The organism is uncultured Flavonifractor sp., assembly GCF_944387675.1.
GTDB lineage: Bacteria > Bacillota > Clostridia > Oscillospirales > Oscillospiraceae > Flavonifractor.
Window position 1 is genome coordinate 45,315 of the sequence record NZ_CALXFV010000001.1, and the last position, 21,582, is coordinate 66,896.

17 protein-coding genes and 1 riboswitch are annotated in these 21,582 nt (G+C 62.9%); of the genes, 10 read left to right on the plus strand and 7 right to left on the minus strand.

Annotated features, from left to right (window positions below; genetic code table 11):
- Nucleotides 1-18 precede the first annotated feature (18 nt).
- On the minus strand, nt 19-1,263 hold the full coding sequence (locus tag Q0J74_RS00205; RefSeq protein WP_297208815.1) for a serpin family protein: 1,245 nt from the start codon (nt 1,261-1,263) through the stop codon (nt 19-21).
- Between the two features lie 144 nt (nt 1,264-1,407).
- On the opposite strand from Q0J74_RS00205, the gene Q0J74_RS00210 reads away from it, so the two are divergent.
- Nucleotides 1,408-2,109: a response regulator transcription factor gene (locus tag Q0J74_RS00210; protein WP_297208816.1), complete on the plus strand. Its 702-nt coding sequence runs from the start codon at nt 1,408-1,410 to the stop codon at nt 2,107-2,109.
- 37 nt (nt 2,110-2,146) lie between these two features.
- Entirely contained in the window at nt 2,147-4,243 is a 2,097-nt protein-coding gene (locus Q0J74_RS00215) for a sensor histidine kinase (RefSeq protein ID WP_297208817.1), read from the plus strand.
- Between the two features lie 66 nt (nt 4,244-4,309).
- On the opposite strand, the gene Q0J74_RS00220 is transcribed toward Q0J74_RS00215, so the two are convergent.
- From Q0J74_RS00220 to selD, 6 genes are all read right to left on the minus strand, one after another.
- Nucleotides 4,310-5,062 carry an IclR family transcriptional regulator gene (locus Q0J74_RS00220; protein WP_297208818.1) on the minus strand — a complete coding sequence of 251 codons (753 nt, stop codon included), beginning with the start codon at nt 5,060-5,062 and terminating at the stop codon, nt 4,310-4,312.
- A gap of 137 nt (nt 5,063-5,199) precedes the next feature.
- Nucleotides 5,200-6,606 (minus strand): YfcC family protein, encoded by a 1,407-nt coding sequence (locus Q0J74_RS00225; RefSeq protein ID WP_297208819.1) that lies wholly within the window; start codon nt 6,604-6,606, stop codon nt 5,200-5,202.
- A 44-nt stretch (nt 6,607-6,650) separates the two neighbouring features.
- Nucleotides 6,651-7,946 carry a M20/M25/M40 family metallo-hydrolase gene (locus Q0J74_RS00230; RefSeq protein ID WP_297208821.1) on the minus strand — a complete coding sequence of 432 codons (1,296 nt, stop codon included), beginning with the start codon at nt 7,944-7,946 and terminating at the stop codon, nt 6,651-6,653.
- Nucleotides 7,947-8,151: 205 nt separating this feature from the next.
- Nucleotides 8,152-9,369, minus strand: a complete 1,218-nt coding sequence (locus Q0J74_RS00235) for a M20 family metallopeptidase (RefSeq protein ID WP_297208823.1) — start codon at nt 9,367-9,369, stop codon at nt 8,152-8,154.
- Nucleotides 9,370-9,578: 209 nt separating this feature from the next.
- Complete coding sequence (udk, locus tag Q0J74_RS00240) at nt 9,579-10,196, minus strand: uridine kinase (protein ID WP_297208824.1); 618 nt, start codon at nt 10,194-10,196, stop codon at nt 9,579-9,581.
- A gap of 41 nt (nt 10,197-10,237) precedes the next feature.
- Nucleotides 10,238-11,281, minus strand: coding sequence for a selenide, water dikinase SelD (gene selD, locus Q0J74_RS00245; protein WP_297208825.1), 1,044 nt, complete (start codon nt 11,279-11,281; stop codon nt 10,238-10,240).
- 129 nt (nt 11,282-11,410) lie between these two features.
- Between selD and Q0J74_RS00250 the strand changes: the two genes are divergently transcribed.
- From Q0J74_RS00250 to Q0J74_RS00285, 8 genes are all read left to right on the plus strand, one after another.
- Nucleotides 11,411-12,493, plus strand: coding sequence for a hypothetical protein (locus Q0J74_RS00250; RefSeq protein ID WP_297208826.1), 1,083 nt, complete (start codon nt 11,411-11,413; stop codon nt 12,491-12,493).
- 245 nt (nt 12,494-12,738) lie between these two features.
- Nucleotides 12,739-13,737, plus strand: a complete 999-nt coding sequence (locus tag Q0J74_RS00255) for a hypothetical protein (protein ID WP_297208828.1) — start codon at nt 12,739-12,741, stop codon at nt 13,735-13,737.
- A gap of 2 nt (nt 13,738-13,739) precedes the next feature.
- On the plus strand, nt 13,740-15,236 hold the full coding sequence (locus Q0J74_RS00260; protein ID WP_297208830.1) for a MutS-related protein: 1,497 nt from the start codon (nt 13,740-13,742) through the stop codon (nt 15,234-15,236).
- Nucleotides 15,237-15,415: 179 nt separating this feature from the next.
- Nucleotides 15,416-15,593, plus strand: a riboswitch (Lysine riboswitch).
- Between the two features lie 121 nt (nt 15,594-15,714).
- Nucleotides 15,715-16,533: a 3-keto-5-aminohexanoate cleavage protein gene (locus Q0J74_RS00265; protein ID WP_297208831.1), complete on the plus strand. Its 819-nt coding sequence runs from the start codon at nt 15,715-15,717 to the stop codon at nt 16,531-16,533.
- 57 nt (nt 16,534-16,590) lie between these two features.
- A complete protein-coding gene (locus tag Q0J74_RS00270) occupies nt 16,591-17,631 on the plus strand; it encodes an L-erythro-3,5-diaminohexanoate dehydrogenase (protein WP_297208832.1) in 1,041 nt (346 codons plus the stop codon).
- Nucleotides 17,632-17,818: 187 nt separating this feature from the next.
- On the plus strand, nt 17,819-19,072 hold the full coding sequence (ablA, locus tag Q0J74_RS00275; RefSeq protein WP_297208834.1) for a lysine 2,3-aminomutase: 1,254 nt from the start codon (nt 17,819-17,821) through the stop codon (nt 19,070-19,072).
- 86 nt (nt 19,073-19,158) lie between these two features.
- Nucleotides 19,159-20,727: a lysine 5,6-aminomutase subunit alpha gene (locus tag Q0J74_RS00280; protein ID WP_297208836.1), complete on the plus strand. Its 1,569-nt coding sequence runs from the start codon at nt 19,159-19,161 to the stop codon at nt 20,725-20,727.
- A complete protein-coding gene (locus tag Q0J74_RS00285; protein ID WP_297208837.1) occupies nt 20,724-21,512 on the plus strand; it encodes an OAM dimerization domain-containing protein in 789 nt (262 codons plus the stop codon). The genes Q0J74_RS00280 and Q0J74_RS00285 overlap by 4 nt, the downstream gene beginning before the upstream one ends.
- Nucleotides 21,513-21,582 lie beyond the last annotated feature (70 nt).

Sequence of the window (21,582 nt, forward strand, 5' to 3'; positions counted from 1 at the left end):
GCCGTTTGAATATCCCCTTTATTCCGCCGCTTCAAAGGTACCCAGAAACAGAGGGATTCCCCGCTCCAAATCCACGATGGCATAGCAGAAGGGCCGGTCCAGGATAAGCAGTACCGGGTCCGCTGCCTCCGGCGCCCCTGCCGGCACAGCCACCACCGTGGCCGCGGCGGCCTCGGTCCCCTCCTCATTTACCATAATCTTCGCCCGGTGGTCCACGGAGCCCACAAACAGCGGCAGGCCCTCCTTCACCCTGCCCAGGGCGGAGAGGTCGGCCTGGCCGGGGACAAAGGCGGAGGCCAGGCCCAGCTCCTTCAGGATGTCGGACAGGCAGCCTCCCCACTCCGCCTCAAATTTGGGCAGGCATAGATGCACCATGGTACCCTCCGCCTCCGCCAACAGGGCAGAAAAGGTCTCCCCGTCCAGCTTCTCCAGCCAGCCGTCCAGCTCCCCGTCAGGGAGGACGGCCGCAAAGGCCAGCCGCCCGTCGTCATAGGGCAGCACCACCCCGGCGGCGTCCGCCGTGCGGAAGTATCGCTCCATCCGCACGCCATTGGAGAGAAAGTCTGTCTCCGCCTCTCTGCCGTCGGCGGCGGTAAAGGTGCGGGTATCGGTGTTTTTGGGCTCAAATTCCTCCGCCCAGGCGGTTTTCAGCCAGAGGGCGTTGACCAGCAGCAGGGCGGTATCCCCCGCCGGCGGCTGCTGGAGCATCTGGGGAATCATGCCCCGGGTGACCGTTTCAATCCAGTCATTGACCGCGTTTTTGGTCCCCTCGGTGTCCAAATCGGCCTGATACACCCCCGCCTGATAAAAGGAAGCGCAGCGGGACAGAAACTTCTCCTCCGCCTCCAGGCTCTCATCCACCCACAGGGAGTTGCCGATGGCACACTGGGTCCCCCCCTCCAGGGACAGGTAATCGGCCAGCAGAGAGGCGGCATTTTGATTGAGGACGTCCACCTCCGCCCCCAGCAGGGCCTCAAACTCCGCCAGGGTGTCCCCGGCGGCGCCGTTGGCCGTCATGGACAGGGCCAGGGTGATGGACAGGGGAGAGAGCAGGGTGTTTTCCCCCGGCTGCCGGACGGCCCGGAGCAAATCGGCCCCCAGCGACCCAATGGCAGTATCAGCCTGGGGCTGGGCCTGCCCGTCTGCCGCAGCCTTCGGGGTCAGAATGACCGCGCCCGCCACCCGGGGAGCGGTAGACAAACCGCCGCCGCATCCAGCCAGCAGGGCCAGGGGAAGCAGCAGAGTCAGCAGCTTTCTTTTCATGGAACCCCCCTCCTTTTTCTTTGGTTGCTTTTTAGACGGAAGGTGGGGTAAAATGTTCCTGTTCTTAAGGCAGTCTTAAAGCCTTTCCCCATTTAAATTTAAATGTTATCCGTTAAACTGAGTATCCGGCATGAGGTGATGAGGTTGTATACCATTCTGATCTGTGATGATGACAAGGATATTGTCTCCGCCCTGGACATCTATCTCTCCAGCGAAGGGTTTGCCACCCTGAAGGCCTATGACGGGCTGGAGTGTCTCCGCCTGGCGGAGAGCAATCCGGTGGATCTGATCCTGTTGGACGTGATGATGCCCAATCTGGACGGTATCCACACCACCGCCAGGCTGCGGGAGCACTGCAATGTCCCCATCATCCTGCTTACCGCCAAGAGCGAGGACGCCGACAAGGTCCTGGGGCTGAACATCGGGGCGGACGACTATATCACCAAACCCTTCAACCCCATCGAAGTTATCGCCCGGGTGAAAAGCCAGCTGCGGCGGTACACCAGCCTGGGGGGCAAGTCCGCTGGCCGGGGGTCGGACCCGGCGGTACTCACCAACGGCGGCATCACCCTGGACGACGGGGCCAAATCGGTGACGGTGGACGGGGAGCCGGTCAGCCTCACTCCCCTGGAGTACAACATCCTGCTGCTGCTGATGAAAAGCCCGGGGCGGGTGTTTTCCACCAGCCAGATCTATGAGCTGGTGTGGAACGATCCCTCCCTGGGCTCGGAGAACACGGTGGCGGTCCACATCCGCCACCTTCGGGAGAAACTTGAGATTGACCCGGCCAATCCCCGGTACATCAAGGTGGTGTGGGGTCTGGGCTACAAAATGGAAAAGGCGTGAGGGCCTGGCCGCCCCCGCCTTTGGGGGAGCGGAAACGATGATAAACGCGGTACGAACAAAACCGGCGGTCCGGCTGGCCGCCCTTCTGCTGGCCGTAGCCACCGGCGTGGGCGGCTTCTGGGCCTCCCTGTTCATTCTCGCCCAGTGGGATACCCTGTGGACGGGAACGGGCTACTATACCAGCAATTCTTACTACCAGGACCTGGAAAACAGGTTTGACCAGGCCAGGGAGCTGGCCTGGCTGCTCCAATACAAGGAGTGGAAGGAGAGCCTGCCCTATCTGGACCAGCAGCGGCTGGAGGATCTGGAGGCCCTGCTGAGGGCGGACCAGACCAACTTCCGCTTTGCCGTCCGGCGCAACGACACCGGCACGCTCATCTACACCAACGGGGACGCCAACCTGCCCCTGGATACCCAGGTACACAGCGTGGAGCGGGAGGCGGTGGTCCCCACCCTGGACCAGGAGCCTGATCTGACCGACTACATCACCAGAACGGCGGCCAACACGCCGGTGCTCCACGTGATTACCGAGGAGCAGGACCTGGTGTTTACCCCCGACAATCCCAGCGGAGCCATCCGGTACGGCTACATCTACAACGGACTGGAAAACAACTGGGAGTACGACCCCGTCCCCGACGTGCGGGTGCTCACCTCGGAGCTGGTGCTGGAGTACGGGGTCACCGATCCCATGAAAGCCCAGGACGAGTTTTTGGTGGGCTATCAGGATTACGGCGAGTACGCCAGCTATCTGCCCGCCCTGGCCCTGCTGGCCCTGGCGCTGGACTGCCTGTTTATCGCCGCCCTGGTCCTGCTGCTCCGCTCCGCCGGGTGGCGGAGGGGCGCGGGCGGGCCGGCACGCAGCGGGTTTGACCGCATTCCCCTGGAGCTGCTGTTTTTGGCGCTGGGCTGGGCGGTGGTCCTGATGCTCTCCGGCGGGGACGCCATGACCTTCGGCATCAACCAAAACGGGATCTCCCGGGACCTGGTGGTGGGGCTGGCCCTCCTCTCCTGCGGGGTGGTGCTCTGCCTGCTGGCGGGGCTGCTCACTCTGGCGGTACGGGTAAAGACCCACACGCTTCTCTCCTCCACCCTGATCTGGATGTGTTTCCGGCTGACCGTCCGCTGTTTCCGGGCCATGGCCCGAAGCTGGCCCCTCACCTGGCGGATGGTGCTGGTCTTTCTGCTCTACCTGCTGGGCAGCTTTCTCACCGGCCTCACCCTGTTTCTTGTCCCCATCTACCAGGGGGCGGTTCTGGTGGGGCTGTGCCGCTGGACCCTCCAGTGGAAGGCGGTGCAGACAGGCGCCGGGCGTATCCTGGGGGGTGAGCCGGAATACCGCATCGACACCACCCACATGTACCACGACCTGGCCGCCCACGCCCAGCAGCTCAACGGCCTGGGACAGGCCGTCAACGCCGCCGCGGAGGAGCGCATTCAGAACGAGCGCTTCAAAGCCGAGCTGATCACCAACGTCTCCCACGATCTGAAGACCCCCCTCACCTCCATCATCAACTACGTGGACCTACTAAAAAAGCAGGGGCTGGACAGCCCGGACGCCCCCGCCTATCTGGAGGTGCTGGACCGGAAAAGCCAGCGGCTGAAAAAGCTGACGGAGGATCTGGTGGAGGCCTCCAAGGCCTCCACCGGCAGTCTGAGCGTTCATCTGGAGCAGCTGGGCATGGTGCAGCTGTTCCAGCAGGCCCTGGGGGAATTTGAAGAGCGGTTTGCCCAGAGCGGTCTGGCCGTCATCCCCCGCTTTCCGCCGGAGGATCTGTGGATCATGGCCGACGGCCGCCACCTGTGGCGGGTGATGGACAATCTGCTCTCCAACTGCAACAAGTATACCCAGCCCGGCACCCGCATTTACGCCGACCTCTTCCGGCGGGAGGGCCGGGCGGTGCTCACCATTAAAAACGTCTCCCGCCAGCAGCTGAACATCCCCGCCGAACAGCTGATGGAGCGGTTTGTCCGGGGGGATGAGTCCCGTTCCACCGAGGGCTCCGGTCTGGGGCTGTCCATTGCCCGCAGCCTTACCGAGCTCCAGGGCGGCCGGTTTTCCATTGAGATTGACGGGGATTTGTTTAAGGCCACACTCTCTTTCCCGGAGGTGCCGGCTTCCACCCCCGGGCCGTAAGAAACGCCGCGGGCTGTGCAAGTGTTTTCTTCCTTGCACAGCCCGCGGCTTTGTTGTTGTTTCCCTTTACGGCATGTTCTTTTCCAGCAGCGGCTGGTACTCCAGCAGCACGTCCCGGAAATAGGCCATTTTTTCCCTCCAGCCCTCTGTCCGGTAAAAGGCCGCCGCCACACAGGCCCGGATGGTTCCATCCTCCCCCAGCAGGGGAATGCCCACGCCCAGCGCATCCTGGCACACCTCGTCTATGCTGTAGGCATAGCCCTGATTCCGAATTTTGGCGTACTCCGCCAGCAGCTCCTCCCGGGTGGTGAGGGTGTTGGGGTAGCTTTTCTCAAATGTCTTGCCCTGGAGCAGGCGGTCAATGACCTCCGGGGGCTGATAGGCCGTAAGCACCTTTCCATAGCAGCCCTTGTTCACGGGAAAATACCGTCCCGGATAGTCGTTCATCTTCATGGGCTGGTGCAGCTCCACCTCCAGCAGGGAGAGAATCCGCTCCCCGTCCCGTACCGCCAGTCCCACCGACTCCTTGATTTTCCCGGAGATCTCGTCCAGAATATTCTGGATCACACTGTGGAAGTTGTTGTTGTACAAATACTTCATGCCCACATAATACAGGCCCGGGCCGATTTTGTAGCGTTCTCCCTCGCTGTCACAGGCTACCAGCTCCCGAGCCTGCAGCACCCCCAGCAGGCGGTAGACGGAGGAGCGGTTCAGCCCCGTCAGCGCGGCCAGCTCCGCCGGCTTATACTCATAGGGCGGCATGGCCAGCTGTTCCAGCAGGTCCACCGCTTTGTCTATGCTTGTATGACCGTTCTGCATATTCCGACCCTCTTGCACAAGCGGGCATACCGACATCCCGGATGCTGGTATGCCCGCTTTTCCTTTGTCAGATTGCCGCCGCTTCCATCCGCCGTACACGAAGCAAGTATAGCATATCCCCAGTCCTCAAGCAACCATTACGAGTAATTGATGGTCACGGCCACCACAATCATGATGATCTGGAGCACCACCATCAGTCCGAACAGCGGCGCCATAAACTTGTACCACTTCTGGATGGGAATGCCCATCAGGCCGCATTCGGTCGCCACCGAGGTGGGCCAGAACATGTTGGAGAAGCCGTCGCCGAACTGATAGGCCAGCACTGCGATCTGGCGGTTGAGTCCCACCGCGTCGGCCAGCGGCGTCATAATGGGCATGGCTACGGCAGCCTGGCCGGAGCCGGAGGGGATGAAGAAGTTGATCAGGTTCTGCACCACCACCATGCCTACCGCCGCCAGCTCACGGGGCAGGGTCTGGAGGAAGCTGGCCATGTAGTAGATTACGGTATCGGTGATATTGCCCTGCTCCATCACAATGGTCAGGGAGCGGGCCACGCCCACGGCCAGGGCGCCGAACACCACCTCGGAGGTGGATTTGACCAAGAAGCCGCAGATCTGGCTGAGGTTGTAGCCCCCCACCAGGCCGATGACAAAGGTCATCACCAGGAACAGGGCGGAGAGTTCGGTCAGATACCAGCCGAACTGGGTAGTGCCGATGATCAGGATCACAATAGTGAGCAAAAAGAGCCCGATGATGACTTTCTGTCTAGCCCGGAAGGGAAGCGCCTCCATCTCCTCCCGGCTCATCCCCTCATCCATACTGAACACAACGCCGCGCACCAGCGACCGGGCCGGGTCCGCCTTGACCCTGCGGGCATACCGCATCAGGTAGGCAATCGCCAGTCCCTCAAACAAAATCAGGCAGACAATACGCAGCCCGATACCAGAGCCGATGGGAACCTGGGCGATGCCCTGGGCGATGCCGATGGTGAAGGGATTCAGGGTAGCCGCGGCAAAGCCGGTGGCCACACCCAGCACCACCGCCGCGCCGCCCACCAGGCCGTCATAGCCCAGGGCGATGCCGATGCCGATGAACATGGGCAGCAGGCCGTAGGTCTCCTCATACAGGCCGAAGGTGGAGCCGCACACCCCCAGCAAAGCCATGAAGACCGGGAAGATGAGCCACTCCTTGCCGCGCATTCGCTTGATCAGCGCCCCCATGCCGCCGAAAAAGGCCCCTGTCTGGATCAGCATGAACACCATGCCGTAGGCAAAAAAGATGAAGAAAATGATGTCGGAGGCCTGAACCATGCCCTCCACAATGGCCATGACCATACCGCCCGGGCTTACCGGCGTCTGCTCAATAAACGAAAAGGAATCGCTCACCACAATCAGCCGGCCCGTCTCGTCCTCTACCCGCTCATACTGGCCGGCCGGAACAATGTAGGTGAGGATGGTGACAAAGACCAGAATGATCCCGATGATGACGTAGGTGTGGGGGAAGGTGAATTTCCTCCTTCTGGTGTTTTCTTGCGTCTGTTCCATGTGTTTCCCTCCTAATCTTCCGTTTTCCTCTGCTTCCTCTTCTATTATATTCCAGGCTCTGACGCGGCGCGGGCCAGGTAGGTGGCGTACATTTTGGCCGCCGTCATCATGCCGGCCAGCATGATGTGCTCATTCTCCATGTGGGCGCACTCCGGGTCCTCCGGGAACACCGGACCCCAACACACAAACCGGTCCATGGATTTGGCATAGGTACACCCCTGGGCCAGCAGGAACTTGCCCTCGTAGCCGTAAGATTCGTAGACCCGCTTCATCAGCTGGAGGGCGGGGAGCTTTTCGCTGACCATAATGGGGTCCTGGCACTCGATCAGTTCCGCGCGGTATCCATACTCCGTCTCGTGCCTGCGGAATGCGTCCACAATCTGCTCCCGGGTAACTCCCACCTTGTGGCGCAGGTTGATATTGAGCACAACGGCCCCGTCCTCCTTGGTGAGTACGGTAGGCACCGCCGTGGTCCTGCCCGCATACTCCCCCATGTACTGGTCGGTGCCGTCGTCCAGCTCCAGCGCCGGCACATGGTAATCCGACAGGAATCTGGCCACAAATCGGAGGAAGGAGAAGGGGTACCGCCCCTCCAGGTCTTCGCACAGTTTGACAATGGCGTTGTCCGCCAGCTCCGGCGCGGAGCTGTGGGCCGATACGCCGTTATATTCCATCCGCCCCCCGTCCCGGGTCTGGATCACCGCCAGAGAGGGAATGGTGTTTCTGCTGTCTCCCGCCGACAGAAAGAGGATCTGCTCCGCCGCCGGCTCCGCAAAAGTCAGACTGACATCTGCATATCCCTTCTCCACATTGAAGATGGGGAAATTCCCGTCTGGGGTGAAGCCGAAGGCCGGACGCTCAAATTCCTGCTTGAAGTGCTCCATATCGGTCCAGATGCCCTCCTCGCAGGTCCCCACAATCAGCCAGATCCGCTTGTTCAGCGGCACCTCCAGCTCCTTCAGCGCCCGCAGGGCGTACAGGCTCATCATAACCGGCCCCTTGTCGTCCACCGTCCCCCGGCCCCACAGGGCGCCCTGGGCCCGGGTGGCTTCAAACGGCGGATGCACCCATTTCTCCGGGTCGCCGACCCCCACCACATCCACGTGGGTCAGCACCCCTACAATCTCCCGGCCGCTGCCCAGCTCCACCACGCAGACGTCTTGGGTGGACGTCATCCTGGTTTTCATTCCAAAGTCCTCGGCCCGCCGGCGCACATAGTTCAGCGCCTCCAGGCAGGCCTCCGTCTGGCCGTGGATGCTGGGGATGGCCACCAGCTTTCGGATGTCCTCCAGCAGCTCTTCCCGCTTTTGCTCCAAATACGCGTCTATTTGTTGCCTCATATTCTGCGCTCACCTTCTTCTGTTGAGTCCCGCGGCCTCTCGGGCCGCGTCCCCTCCACGGGTCCGCGGCTGTCAACGGCCCTCCGGGCGGAGTCCGGGGACAGTGCCTGGCTTCACCTCCTTCTCCCATCGCCCCCAGGCAGTCGGCGGGTATCCCCCCGGTACAGCGCCGGGAGTCCCGCCTTCAGGTTGTTCATCTGCATGTTCACCGGCCGCAAAAATCCAGAGCCATTTGCAGGTAGACCCGGTAACACTCCGTAAGCTGGGCGGGATCAATGTACTCCCGGTCAGAATGGCAGACATCCATGCGCCCCGGTCCGTAGATGGCCACAGGCATCCCGGCATAGTGGGCCAGCAGCCCCGCGTCCGTCCAGCAGGGGCAGCCCATCAGCCTGGCCTCCCCGCCGGTGACCTTGCGATAGCTGTCCCGAAGGGTTCGCACCAGGGGCGCCTCCGGGTCCTGGAAAAAGCCCTGGTGGACATAGCCCAGGTCCATCACGCTGGCCTCCAGCACCCGCATGGTACAGCGGAACTCCGGGTCCGCCGCCGCCAGACGGTCCACCAGCCCCTGCAGCTCGTCGCAGCACTGCTGATAGCTCTCCACCCCAGGCAGAAAGCGCCGGTCCAGCTGCACGCTGCACGAACCGGCCACGGTGGACAGCTGGGTGCCTCCCTGGATCACCCCCACGTTGACGGTGCTCTCCCCCACCAGGGGCAGGGTGCGCTTCCCCAGCTCCGGGGCCAGCTGGGTGCGGACGGCCTGGATGAAATCCATGGCCTTGTAGATGGCGTTCACCCCCTGCCGGTATTCGCCGCCGTGGACGGTCCTTCCTTCAAAGTCAAAGCGGAACCACTCCAGCCCCTTCTGGGCCACGCCGATGGCCCCCGGCCCCATGGCCTCCCCCACGATGGCGGCATCCGCCCGGATTCCCTCTTCAATCATATGTACCGTACCCAGGCTGCCCTCCTCCTCGTCGGCCACTCCGCAGAACAGCAGGTCGCCCCGCAGCCGCTGCCCGCTCCGCTTTACGGCGATCAGCGCCCCCATCATGGAGGCCAGTGGGCCTTTCATATCAGAGGTCCCCCGGCCATGGAGCAGCCCCTCCTCATCCAGCCAGGGCTGGCAGGCCTTTTCCATGCCGTAGGCGGGTACCGTGTCCATATGCCCGTTGTACATCAGCGACCGCCCTCCGCCCCCGCCGGGGAGCCGAGCATAGACGTTGCAGCGCCCGTCCCGCAGCGGGGCAATCCGGCACGGGATACCCTCCCGGTCAAACACACCCTTGATATACCGGCCTATCTCCGCCTCCTGGTTTTCCAGTCCGCTGTAAGAGGGAATGGAAACCATATTCATCGTCCAGTCCAGAAGTTCCTTGGGTGTGACAAACTCACTGACGCCGTCCGCTTCCGCTGATTTTATCATAGCTTCCCCTCCTCTTTCACCTGTGTTTGGACAGTTTGCCCCATAGTTGTTCGTATATCAAACAGTTTGTTTATTTTATAAACATAGTGTAGCACAATTTTGAGGAAGTTTCAACCGTCTGATTGATTTTTTCCCGTACAATATGCATAAAAAAACAGGGCTGAGACAAAAGACGGCAAGTCCTTTGTCTCAGCCCCGCGTGCTGCCCGCTATTCCATGGCCAGGTGTCCGCGGATACGCTGAATGAGCATGTCCATGGCCACGGCGTTTTTCCCCCCCTCAGGCACAATGAGGTCGGCGTACCGTTTGGAGGGTTCCACAAACTGCTCATGCATGGGTTTGACGGTGGTGAGGTACTGCTGCACCACCGAGTCCAGGGAGCGGCCCCGCTTTTTCACGTCCCGCATGATCCGCCGCAGGATGCGCACATCGGCATCGGTATCCACAAAGATCTTGATGTCCATCATCTGCCGCAGGGCGGGCTCCACAAAGATAAGGATCCCCTCCACCAAAATCACCGGCGCGGGACACACCTCCACCGTCTCCGCCGAACGGTTGTGTACCGTATAATCATAGGTGGGGCTCTCCACCCGCTCCCCCTGGCGCAGCGCCTCCAAATCGGCCACCAGTCTGGGGGTGTCAAAGGCGTCGGGGTGGTCGTAGTTCAGCTTGCAGCGCTCCTCATAGGGCATATCGTCATGGGCCTTGTAATAGTTGTCGTGGTACAGGATGGAGACCGAGTCCCCAAACCGCTCCTTCAGCCCCAGCGTCAGGGTGGTCTTGCCCGAACCGGTTCCGCCGGCGATGCCGATAATCATGGTATCCATTTCCGTCCGCTCCCCTGTCTCTTTCTTTGTTCTCCGGCCCGCTACGGCCGGATGCGCAGCCATTTCTCCCCCCGGGGCAACGCCTGACCAATGGCGGCGGCGGCCACGCCGGCGTCCGTCAGGCGGTCCAGCAGCTCCTTCGCCCTGTCCTCCGCCACGCTGAGCAGCAGTCCCCCGGCGGTCTGGGGGTCGTAAAGGCAGTCCAGCCGCTCCCGGGCCACCGCTCCCGCCAGCTCCACATCGCCCTGAGCAAAGTCCCGGTTGCGGTAGGCCCCGGCGGGGATGATGCCATCCAGGGCCAGCTCCAGGGCCAGGGGTACCACCGGCACCTTGCCGGCCCACAGTTCGAGGGTACAGCCGCTGCCCTGGGCCATCTCCCTGGCGTGACCCACCAACCCGAACCCGGTGATGTCGGTACAGGCGTGGGGCCGTATCGGAGCCGCGGCTTCGGCGGCATACTTGTTCAGAGTGGTCATCAGCGCCACCATCTGATGGTGAGCATGCTCATCCAGCAATTCCGCCTTGGCGGCGGTGGTGAGGATGCCGGTACCCAGGGCCTTGGTGAGCACCAGAATGTCCCCCTCCCTGGCCCCGCTGTTGGTGAGGATGGCGTCGGGATGGGCAAAGCCGGTGACACACAGGCCGTACTTGGGTTCCTGGTCCTCAATGCTGTGACCCCCGGCGATCACCGCCCCGGCCTCCGCCACCTTGTCGGCGCCTCCGGCCAGGATCTCTCCCACCGCCTCCACCGGCAGGCAGGAGGGAAAAGCCAGCAGATTCATGGCCAGCCTGGGCTGACCCCCCATGGCATATACATCGGAAAGGGCGTTGACGGCGGCAATCTGACCAAAGGTATAGGGGTCATCCACCACCGGCGGGAAGAAATCCACCGTCTGGATCAGGGCCACCTGGTCGCTGATTTTGTACACGGCTGCGTCGTCGCTCTCATCAAATCCCACCAGCAGCCTGGGGTCGGCGGTCCTGGGCAGGCCCGCCAACACGTTCCTTAGGACACCCGGTCCTATCTTGGCCCCTCACCCACCGGCCGTGGTCATGGCGGTCAGGCGCAGTTTCTCGTACGGCATCTGGTCACCCCCTTTCTCTTCTCAGTCCAGTGTACCCTATTTCCGCCTAAAATGCAATTCCCGCCGCACCCTCTTTCTCTCCCCGGCATAGCCTGAAAGTGAAAAAACCTGAGATTTGGAGGGTCGCCTATGCAAGCGCAGCTAACGGTACATTTTTTTCTGGGGGCCAACTCCCCCTCCGGCTTCTACTCTCTGTACGATCAGCTCATTGACCTGGAGGAGGCGGAGGAACTCTTTATCCTGAAGGGCGGCCCGGGATGCGGCAAGTCCTCCCTTATGCGCCGGGTGGGGGCGTCCATGGAGGCCCACGGTCTGGCGGTGGAGTACATCGACTGTTCCGGGGACCCGGACTCCCTGGATGCGGTGGTGATTCCCGCCCTGAACACCGCCATTGTGGACGGCACCGCTCCCCATGTGGTGGAACCCAGATACCCCGGGTTGGTAGAATCTTATGTCAATCTCGGCGCATGCTACAACCGGGCGGGTCTGCTGCCGGCGCGGGAGGAACTGAAGGGGTGCATGAAGGGCTACAAGGGCTGCTACCAGCGCTCGTACCGCTGCCTTACCGCCGCCGCCCAGCTTGCGGAGGACAACCGCGCTCTCCTGCTTACCCAATCCCTGGAGGACAAACTGGCCCGGCGGGCCAGGGGGATTCTCTCCCGGGAAGTGAAGGGAACGGGTCCACGGGAGGGCCGGTCGGTCCAGCGGTTTTTGGGTGGAATCACCTGGAAGGGTGAGGTGTGCTATTTCGACACGGTGGAATTGTTATGTAACCGTGTGTATGAGTTGTCCGACACCTGGGGGCTGGCCCACGGAATGCTGGTGCAGCTGGCCGCCGGAGCTATGGCCGCAGGCCGGGACGTGATCGTTTGTCCCTCCCCCCTCTGTCCCCAACGGATGGAGCACCTGCTCATTCCCCAGCTGTCCCTGGCCTTTGTAAGCACAACCGCTGCTCACCCCTGGCCCCACAAGCCATACCGGCGCATCCGGCTGGACGCCATGGCCGACCCGGAGCTGGCCCGCCGCAACCGGGCCAGGCTCCGCTTTGCCCGCAAGGTGTCCGCCGCCCTGCTGGAGGAGGCAGTGGACGCCCTGGCCCAGGCCAAGGCCATGCACGATGAGTTGGAGCGCCTCTACAATCCCCACGTGGACTTTGCCCAGGTATACGCCATGGCGGACCAGCTGACAGAGCACCTGGAGGCGCGGCTCTGATGCCCTGAATTTTTGCAGGATTTTTGCTTTCTCTTGCACAAAGTGCCGCCGGAGCCTTTATTAGGAGGCGCCCCGGCGGCGCTTTCCCTGTTTTCTTCGCCGTTTGCAGGCGCGCGAAAAAAAGCTGCACTTTTCGTCAAACAGGTCCTTTTTGCCCCGAGAACCCCCATTGACAGAATTGCCGGGGGGCTTTTATAATGCCCTTGACAACGCATCCAAATTTTGCGTGGAAGGGAGGCCATCTTTTGGAACACCTGTTGGCGCCGCTGGTGGGGGACGCCTCCCCCGTCACGGTGATCGGGCTGTGCAAGAACGCCGGAAAAACCACCGCCATGCGCCGGCTGATGGCGGAGCTGGGGGAGGAGCGGCTGGCCCTCACCTCGGTGGGCCGGGACGGTGAGAGCACCGATCTGGTGACCGGCACAGAAAAGCCCGACTTGTATGTAAAGGCCGGGGACCTGTTTGCCACCGCCCGGGGGATGCTCTCCCTATGCGACCCCACCCTGGAGGTGGTGGGCCTCACCGACGTAATGACACCTCTGGGTCCGGTGGCTATTCTGCGCGCCTTGTCCGACGGCTATGTGCAGCTGGCGGGACCCTCCGCCGCCGGACAGCTCCCCCCGCTGACGGAGACCTTCCTGGAGCTGGGTGCTCAACGTGTGCTCATCGATGGCGCCGCCGGGCGCAAGTCGCTGGCCGGCGCAGGAGTGGAGGGGGTTGCGCTGCTGTGTACCGGTGCCTCCCTGGACCGGGACATGGAGCTGGTGGTGGCGGAGACCGCCCACACCTGCTGGCTGTTCGGCCGCAAGCCCCCGGAGGCACCCGGCCTGCGTCAGGCCCTGGAGGGTCTGCAAGCGCGATTTGCCCTGTTTACCCCGGAGGGGACGCCTGTGGAGCTGCCACTGGATGAGGCCGGCAGCCCCCGATGGAACAAGCTGCCCCGGCAGCCCCTGGCGGTATGGGCCGCCGGCGGAATTACGGACCCGCTGCTCAAAACTCTGGCCCGGCGGGGCGCGCCCACCACCCTTATCGCCGCCGACGCCACCCATGTGCTGGCGGGGCGCTCCGCCCTGGATCTGTTCCTGCGCACCGGGGGAGAGCTGCTGGTGCGCCGGGCGCTCACCATCGCGGCGGTGGCCGCCAACCCCTGGTCGGCCTACGGCTGGCATTTTGAGCCGGAGAAATTTGTACAGGCCCTGCGGCAGGCCGTTGACCTGCCGGTGGTCAACGTGAAGGAGGCATAGCCATGAAACTGACCTTGGAACTGCGGGAGAACGCCGGCCTGCAATGGGTGCTGGAGCGGCTGAGCCCCCTCTCCCCCTTCGGCCGGACGGCGGCGCGGGACCTGCGGTGGTATGGTCCCGGCCAGGAGGCTTCACTGGAGGAGGAGCTGGACAACGTGGCCCTGGCCATGGAGCTGTGGAATGCCGGCAGCACCGCTCCCCAGGAGCAGCCCTGTTCCTGCGGCGGGGCGGAGCTGGACCCGGCGGAGCGGAAGGAGGCCGCCGCCGCTCTGCGGGGGGTGACCAAGCAGCTGCCCCTGTTTCACGACATCCGGGGCTCCTTCGACCGGGAGGCCGGGGTCCCCTTCGACCTGGTGGAGCTGTTTGAGATCAAGCACTTTCTGGTAACCTTCGAGCGGCTGGAGCAGGCCTATGCCGCCATGCCGCCTCTGGCCGGTATTTCCTTCCCCTCCCTGGCGGAGGCTCTGGAGCTGATGGATCCGGACGGCAGGCGGCTGCCCACCTTCACCGTGGCCAACTGCTACCACAACGACCTGGCCCCCCTGCGGGCGGAAAAGGCCAAGCTGGAGAAGGCCATCCGCATGACCCAGGAGGACAAGCGCCGCCCTCTGCTGGAAAAGCGGCGGCAGCTGGCGGTGCGGGAGGACCAGCTGGAGCTGGTGGTCCGCCAGGAGCTGACGGAACGGCTGATGGTGTGGAGGGAGCGCTTCCTCTCCTGCATGGAGACCCTGGGGCGGCTGGACCTCCTTGTGGCCAAGGCCAAACTGGCCCTGCGCTTCGGCTGCGTCCGCCCCGCCCTCAGCCGGGACAAGTCCATCACCCTTCGGGGGGTGCACCATCCCCAGGTGGAGGAAGATCTAAAAAACCGGGGGGAGCGCTTTACCCCCCTGGATTTGGATTTGGGCAGAGGCTGTACTGTTATCACCGGCGCCAATATGGGCGGCAAGACGGTGTCCCTCCGCTCCACCGTCCTCTCCCTGCTGCTGTGCCAGTGCGGCTTCTTCGTGTTCGCCCAGTCCGCCGCCCTTCCCCTGTTTGAGCGGGTGGAACTCATCCTGGCCGACAGCGGCCCGGGGGCCGGCGGCCTGTCCTCCTTCGGCAAGGAGGTCCACCTGCTGGACAAGCTGCTCCAGGAGACCAGGGACCAGTTCTTCTTTGTGGCCCTGGACGAGTTCGCCCGGGGTACCAACCCCCAGGAGGGAGCCGCCCTGGCCCGGGCGCTGGTGCGCCACCTGGGCGGGTTGGACTGCGTGGCCCTGATGACCACCCACTACGACGGGGTGAGCGACGTGGCCGGCGCCCACTACCAGGTGGCCGGCTTGGTGCGGGATATCCAGGGCGACGAGGGGGACGACCCCCGCAAGCGTATTGCCCGGCGGATGGACTACCGCCTCCTCCCCGCCCCGCCGGGCGCTCCCTGCCCCCGGGATGCCCTGCGGGTGTGCCGGCTGCTCAAGCTGGACGACACCTTGATGGAGCTGTTCCAAGCGGACCTATAACCTTCCGCGCAGGCGGTCCCCCATATCTCCGGGACCGCCTGCGTCCGCTTTTGCGATGTCCTGCTGTAGCGTACAAAAGTCTCCGGCAGGCAGAAAAATTTTGTACATCGAATTTTTTAAAAAATAGTTGACAAACGAATTGGGCTGGGGTATAGTGAATTTGTCAAAAGTGAATAACATGCATGGATAGAGGCGCGGAGCGCAAGGTAGCGGTACAATGGCAAGGGCAGGCGAGCCCGAAGTGTATCGTGAATGTCCGCTCCGCCGAAGGGGGACGTGAATCGCACAGCCCTCCCCCTGAGTCGTAGGCCCAGCGCTTACGGATTGTCATGAGTCACATGAAGCGCTATTTGTGTCTGAACGAGAGTTACCCCTCCCGCGGACATGAGTAGTGTTTTTTTGTTCATGAAGCGCTATCCCGCCGGAAGAGCATCTCCTAACCGGCGGGATAGCGTTTATTTTTTGGAGGAGGCGTGTTATGGAAAAGCTGATTATCACCGCTGCCATCTGCGGCGCAGAGGTCACCAAGGCGCACAACCCCGCGGTCCCCTACACGGTGGAAGAGATGGTCCGGGAGGCCAAGAGCGCCTTTGAGGCGGGCGCCGCTGTGATTCACGTTCACGTCCGGGAGGACGACGGCACCCCCACCCAGGACCGGGAGCGGTTCCGGGTGGTGCTGGACGCCATCAAGGAGGCCTGCCCCGGCGTCATTCTCATCCCCTCCACCGGCGGCGCCACCGGCATGACACCCGAGGAGCGGCTTCAGCCCACCGAGCTTTGTCCTGAAATGGCCACGCTGGACTGCGGCACCTGCAACTTCGGCGATGATATTTTCGTCAACGACATGCCCACCATGCGGGCTTTCGGCAAGCGGATGATCGAAAACAAGATCAAGCCCGAGTATGAGTGCTTTGAGATCGGCCATCTGGACACCGTGGTGAACATGGCCAACAAGGGTCTGGTCCCCGGCGCCCCCATGCAGTTCAACTTCGTGCTGGGCGTGTCCGGCTGCACCCCCGCCACGGTGGGCAACCTGGACTACCTGGTGAAGCAGATTCCCGCCGGCTCCACCTGGACGGTCACCGGCATTGGCCGGGGCGCCTGGCCCATGGTGGCCGCCGGAATCGTGATGGGCGGCAACGTCCGGGTGGGTTTTGAGGACAACATCTACCTGGAAAAGGGCCGCAAAGCCGCCTCCAACGGCGAGCTGGTGGAAAAGGTGGTGGCTCTGGCCAAGCTGCTGGGCCGCGAAATCGCCACCCCCGACGAGGCCCGGAAGATCCTGTCTCTGGCATAACTGTATAAGTAAAACGCTCCCCAACCAACATACAAAATGAAACAGGAGGAATGTTCTATGCAGAAGAAAGGCAACAAATACGGCACCCACCGCGTCATTGAGCCCCAGGGGCTGCTGACCCAGGCCGCCAAGAAGATTGACAACACCATGGAGTGCTACTCCAATGAGATTTTGTGCGACGTCTCCGCGCTGAATATCGACTCCGCCTCCTTCACCCAGATTTACGAGGCCTGCGGCAAGGATCTGGGCAAAACCGAGCAGATGATCCTGGACATCGTGGGCGAGCGGGGCAAGATGCAGAACCCGGTCACCGGCTCCGGCGGCATGTTCATCGGCACCGTGAAGGAGATCGGCGAGGATCTGCAGGGCAAGATCGACCTGAAGGTGGGCGACAAGATCGCCTCTCTGGTGTCCCTGTCCCTCACCCCCCTGAAGATCAACAAGATCAAGGCCATTCACCCCGAGATCGACCGGGTGGACGTGGACGCCCAGGCCATCCTCTTCGAGTCCGGCCTGTACGCCAAGCTGCCTGACGACATGAGCGAGGAGTTGGCTCTGGCCGCCCTGGACGTGGCCGGCGCCCCCGCCCAGACCGCCAAGCTGGTCCGGCCCGGCGACAGCGTGCTCATCCTGGGCGGCGCCGGCAAGGGCGGCATGATGTGCTGCTACGAGGCCATGAAGCGGGTCGGCCCCACCGGCAACGTGGTGGCCCTGGTCATCTGCCAGGAGGACGCCGATCTGCTCAAGAGCATGAACCTCTGCCACCATGCCATCGTGGGCTCCGCCACCAACCCGGTGGAGGTGCTGGACAAATCCCTGGCGGTCAACGGCGGCAAGGAGTACGACATCTCCATCCTCATCGTCAACGTCCCCGCCTGCGAGATGAGCGCCATCCTCCCCGTCCGGGACAACGGCACCGTGTACTGCTTCTCCATGGCTACCGACTTTGCCAAGGCCGCCCTGGGCGCCGAGGGCTGCGGCAAGGACGTCACCATGGTCATCGGCAACGGCTACACCAAGGATCACGCCGAGATCACCCTGTCCGAGCTGAGAGAGAACCCCCAGCTGAAGGCTTACTTCGAGAAGAAGTACCTGTAAGACGTAGTTTCCCCGCACTCTGCGGGCAGACGATACCCGATGTGACATTCCCGTGGCACAGCATCCGGCCCGGGCGCCGGCGGAGACATTCCTCCTCCCCAACCCTGTCCCCCGCCGTCATCCCGGCAAGGAGGGCTGACCCGCGGATCTCGCATCCCCACACTGACTGAGAAAGGATGACCTTGTTATGGTAGAGTCCCGCCGTAAGATCCTGTTCCCCAACGTGACCGATGAAGAGTGGAATGACTGGCACTGGCAAGTCAAAAACCGCGTCGAGACGCTGGAAGACCTGAAGAAATATGTGGATCTGACTCCGGAGGAAGAAGAGGGTGTCAAGGCCTGCCTGGGTACCCTGCGCATGGCCATCACTCCCTACTACCTGTCTCTGATCCAGCCCGGCGATCCCCACGACCCCGTCCGGCTCCAGGCCGTTCCCACCGCCAAGGAGCTGCACCAGTCCCCCGCCGACCTGCTGGACCCCCTGCACGAGGATGAGGACTCCCCCGCTCCCGGTCTGACCCACCGCTATCCCGACCGCTGCCTGCTGCTCATCACCGACCAGTGCTCCATGTACTGCCGCCACTGCACCCGCCGCCGTTTCGCCGGCCAGCATGACGCCGGCCTGCCGGTGGACCAGGTGGATCAGGCCATCGAGTACATCCGCAACACCCCCCAGGTCCGTGACGTGCTGCTCTCCGGCGGCGACGCCCTGCTGGTGAGCGACGAGCGGCTGGAGTACATCATCGCCAAGCTGCGTGAGATCCCCCACGTGGAGATCATCCGCATCGGCTCCCGTACTCCCGTGGTGCTGCCCCAGCGCATCACCCCCGAGCTGTGCAACATGCTGAAGAAGTATCACCCCATCTGGCTGAACACCCACTTCAATCATCCCAACGAGATCACCCCCGAGTCCGCCGCCGCCTGCGCCCGTCTGGCCGACGCTGGCATCCCCCTGGGCAACCAGTCCGTGCTGCTGGCCGGCATCAATGACTGCGTGTACACCATGAAGAAGCTGGTCAACGAACTGGTGAAGATTCGGGTACGTCCCTACTACATCTATCAGTGCGACCTGTCCATGGGTCTGGAGCACTTCCGTACTCCCGTCAGCAAGGGCATCGAGATTATCGAGGGCCTGCGGGGCCACACCTCCGGCTTCTGCGTACCCACCTTCGTGGTGGACGCCCCCGGCGGCGGCGGCAAGACCCCGGTTATGCCCCAGTACGTCATCTCCCAGACTCCCAAGAAGGTCATCCTCCGCAACTACGAGGGCGTGATCACCACCTACACCGAGCCGGAGCACTACACCGACTGCCAGTGCGACTACTGCACCGGCAAGAAGAAGAAGGAGCTCATGGGTGTAGCCGGACTGGAGCGGGGTCAGGCCCTGTCCATGGAGCCCGCCGGGCTGGAGCGGCATAAGCGCTCCCACCACGAGGAGTAATCGTTCCACCGCACACAGCGGATCGCCGCTTCCACAGGGCGATCCGCTGCCCCCCGTTTTTTAGTTAGAAAGAATGGAAGTGATTGATGTTGGAATCCAAGCTGAACCTTGATTTCAAGCTGGTGGAGCAGGCCCGGGCGCATGCCTCCCGGGTGGCTGACGACACCCAGCGTTTCATCGACGGCTGCACCACTGTGGCGGTGGAGCGCACCATCTGCCGCCTGCTGGGCATCGACGGAGTGGACGGCTCCGACGTTCCCCTGCCCAACGTGGTGGTGGAGCATCTGTTGGACAAGGGCGGCCTGCCTCAGGGCGCCGCGTTCTGGATCGGCAATGCCATGGTGGAGACAGGGAAGGAACCCCAGGGCATCGCCGAGGACGTGGCCGCCGGCGCGCTGGATCTGACCGCGCTGCCCGCCCACAGTGAGGCGGACATTCACGCCGCTCTGGAGCCCATCGTGACGGCCAGCCTGACCAAGATCGCCGCCCGCCGCAAGCGCCGGGAGGACTTCATCGCCGCCCACGGCGGGGAGAAGCAGGGTCCCTGGATCTACCTGATCGTGGCCACCGGCAATATCTATGAGGACGTGGTGCAGGCCACCGCCGCCGCCCGCCAGGGCGCCGACGTTATCGCCGTCATCCGCACCACCGGCCAGTCCCTGCTGGACTATGTGCCTTACGGCGCCACCACCGAGGGCTTCGGCGGCACCTACGCCACCCAGGAAAACTTCCGCCTCATGCGGGAGGCCATGGACAAGGTGGGCGAGGAGCTGGGCCGCTACATCCGGGTGTGCAACTACTGCTCCGGCCTGTGTATGCCTGAGATCGCCGCCATGGGCGCCTTCGAGGGTCTGGACGTCATGCTCAACGACGCGCTGTACGGCATCCTCTTCCGGGACATCAACATGCAGCGCACTCTCATCGACCAGTCCTTCTCCCGGGCTATCAACGCCTACGCCGGGGTGGTCATCAACACCGGCGAGGACAACTACCTCACCACCGCCGACGCGGTGGAGGAGGCCCACACGGTGCTGGCCTCCCAGTTCCTCAACGAGGCCTTCGCCCTCCGGGCCGGCCTGCCTGAGGAGCAGATGGGTCTGGGTCACGCCTTTGAAATCGACCCCGCCGTGGAGAACGGCTTCCTCTACGAGCTTGCCCAGGCCGAAATGGCCCGGGAGATCTTCCCCAACGCCCCCCTGAAGTACATGCCTCCCACCAAGTTCATGACCGGCAACATCTTCCGGGGCCACGTGCAGGACGCCCTGTTCAACATGGTGACCATCCTCACCGGCCAGAAGATCCACCTGCTGGGCATGATGACCGAGGCCATCCACACTCCCTTCCTGTCCGACCGTTTCCTGGCCATCCAGAACGCCCAGTATATCTTCCGCACCATGCACGATCTGGGCAGCGAGATCGTCTTCAAGGACGGCGGCATCATGCAGAACCGGGCGGCCGACGTGCTCCACAAGGCCACCGACCTGCTGGGTCAGATTGAGCAGCTGGGCATTTTCGAGACTCTGGAGCGGGGCATTTTCGCCGATATCAAGCGGCCTCGGGACGGCGGCAAGGGCCTGGAGGGCGTCGTGAACAAGGCGCCCGGGTACTTTAACCCCTTCCTGGCTCCCATGATGAAAGGGGGTGCCGGCAAATGAGCTCCGGACTGTATCAGATTCGTGACAAAGATTTGGACACCACCCTGGATTTGACCCGGCTGAAACCCTACGGCGACACCATGAACGACGGCAAGGTGCAGCTCTCCTTCACCCTGCCGGTCAAGGACGACGACAAGGGCGCCGCCGCCGCGGTACTGATGGCTCAGAAGATGGGCCTGGCCGACCCCAACGTGGCTCTGCGGCAGAAGCTGGACGAGGCTTTCACCTTCTATGTGGTATACGGCTCCCTCACCCACACCATTAACTACAACGAGATCGTGGTGCAGACCGTGGCCGACGAGGCCATGGGCATGGACGAGACCGACGAGTTCCTTAGGGAACGGTTGGGCCGCAAGCTGGTAGTGGTGGGCGCCTCCACCGGCACCGACGCCCACACCGTGGGTATTGACGCCATCATGAACCGGAAGGGCTTTGCCGGCCACTACGGCCTGGAGCGCTACGAGATGATTGAGGCCTACAACCTGGGCTCCCAGGTTCCCAATGAGGAGTTCCTCAAGAAGGCCGCCGAGGTCAACGCCGATGTGCTGCTGGTCTCCCAGACCGTCACCCAGAAGGACGTCCACATCCAGAACCTCACCGAGCTTATCGAGCTGGCCGAGGCCGAGGGTGTCCGGGAGAAGTACATCTTCTGCTGCGGCGGCGCCCGTATCACCCACGCTCTGGCCAAAGAGCTGGGCTATGACGCCGGCTTCGGCGCCGGCACCTATGCAGACGATGTGGCCACCTTCTGCGCCAAGGAAATGGTGCGCCGTCTGGGCAAATAACTTTGTTTTCCTCTCTTTTCCCCTCTTTTTCTCTGTAAAGGAAGGCGGGGTCCCGTTTGGGACCCCGCCT

What these genes read in the sequence shown, in the direction of transcription:
- Q0J74_RS00230 (WP_297208821.1), bottom strand. Translation starts at nt 7,946, where the DNA reads ATGAGGCAACAAATAGACGCGTATTTGGAGCAAAAGCGGGAAGAGCTG.
- Q0J74_RS00280 (WP_297208836.1), top strand. Translation starts at nt 19,159, where the DNA reads ATGTTGGAATCCAAGCTGAACCTTGATTTCAAGCTGGTGGAGCAGGCC.
- ablA (WP_297208834.1), top strand. Translation starts at nt 17,819, where the DNA reads ATGGTAGAGTCCCGCCGTAAGATCCTGTTCCCCAACGTGACCGATGAA.
- Q0J74_RS00225 (WP_297208819.1), bottom strand. Translation starts at nt 6,606, where the DNA reads ATGGAACAGACGCAAGAAAACACCAGAAGGAGGAAATTCACCTTCCCC.
- Q0J74_RS00215 (WP_297208817.1), top strand. Translation starts at nt 2,147, where the DNA reads ATGATAAACGCGGTACGAACAAAACCGGCGGTCCGGCTGGCCGCCCTT.
- Q0J74_RS00270 (WP_297208832.1), top strand. Translation starts at nt 16,591, where the DNA reads ATGCAGAAGAAAGGCAACAAATACGGCACCCACCGCGTCATTGAGCCC.
- udk (WP_297208824.1), bottom strand. Translation starts at nt 10,196, where the DNA reads ATGGATACCATGATTATCGGCATCGCCGGCGGAACCGGTTCGGGCAAG.
- Q0J74_RS00235 (WP_297208823.1), bottom strand. Translation starts at nt 9,369, where the DNA reads ATGATAAAATCAGCGGAAGCGGACGGCGTCAGTGAGTTTGTCACACCC.
- Q0J74_RS00205 (WP_297208815.1), bottom strand. Translation starts at nt 1,263, where the DNA reads ATGAAAAGAAAGCTGCTGACTCTGCTGCTTCCCCTGGCCCTGCTGGCT.
- Q0J74_RS00265 (WP_297208831.1), top strand. Translation starts at nt 15,715, where the DNA reads ATGGAAAAGCTGATTATCACCGCTGCCATCTGCGGCGCAGAGGTCACC.
- Q0J74_RS00285 (WP_297208837.1), top strand. Translation starts at nt 20,724, where the DNA reads ATGAGCTCCGGACTGTATCAGATTCGTGACAAAGATTTGGACACCACC.
- Q0J74_RS00250 (WP_297208826.1), top strand. Translation starts at nt 11,411, where the DNA reads ATGCAAGCGCAGCTAACGGTACATTTTTTTCTGGGGGCCAACTCCCCC.
- Q0J74_RS00260 (WP_297208830.1), top strand. Translation starts at nt 13,740, where the DNA reads ATGAAACTGACCTTGGAACTGCGGGAGAACGCCGGCCTGCAATGGGTG.
- Q0J74_RS00220 (WP_297208818.1), bottom strand. Translation starts at nt 5,062, where the DNA reads ATGCAGAACGGTCATACAAGCATAGACAAAGCGGTGGACCTGCTGGAA.